The sequence below is a fragment of the Tepidibacter thalassicus DSM 15285 genome, from assembly GCF_900129915.1.
Lineage (GTDB): Bacteria > Bacillota > Clostridia > Peptostreptococcales > Peptostreptococcaceae > Tepidibacter > Tepidibacter thalassicus.
This window is the reverse complement of record NZ_FQXH01000001.1, coordinates 1-357: the sequence shown is the minus strand read 5'-3', so window position 1 is coordinate 357 and position 357 is coordinate 1. Positions and strand designations below refer to the sequence as shown.

At 51.3% G+C, this 357-nt stretch carries 1 rRNA gene; it reads right to left on the bottom strand.

Annotated features, from left to right (window positions below):
* Positions 1-357: ribosomal RNA gene (locus BUA19_RS00005) — 23S ribosomal RNA — on the bottom strand; the annotation flags it as partial.

The following is a 357-nucleotide window of genomic DNA, read 5'->3' as shown; positions in this document are numbered from 1 at the left end:
TTAGGATTTGTTTTGGCGGATTTGCCTACCAAAACTCCCTCAATGCTTGGACCTACTTCTCCATCAGTAGGATAGCCTATCCTTCTGCGTCATCCCTTCCCTCAAACGGTTATCGGTGGTACAGGAATCTCAACCTGTTGTCCATCACCTACGCCTTTCGGCCTCGGCTTAGGTCCCGACTTACCCTGAGCGGACGAACCTTCCTCAGGAAACCTTAGGTTTTCGGCCCGTAGGATTCTCACCTACGTCTCGCTACTCATGCCAACATTCTCTCTTCACTACAGTCCACCAATCCTTCCGGTTTAGCTTCTGCCCGTAGTGAATGCTCCCCTACCCAGTACTTTGTACTGCCGTAGC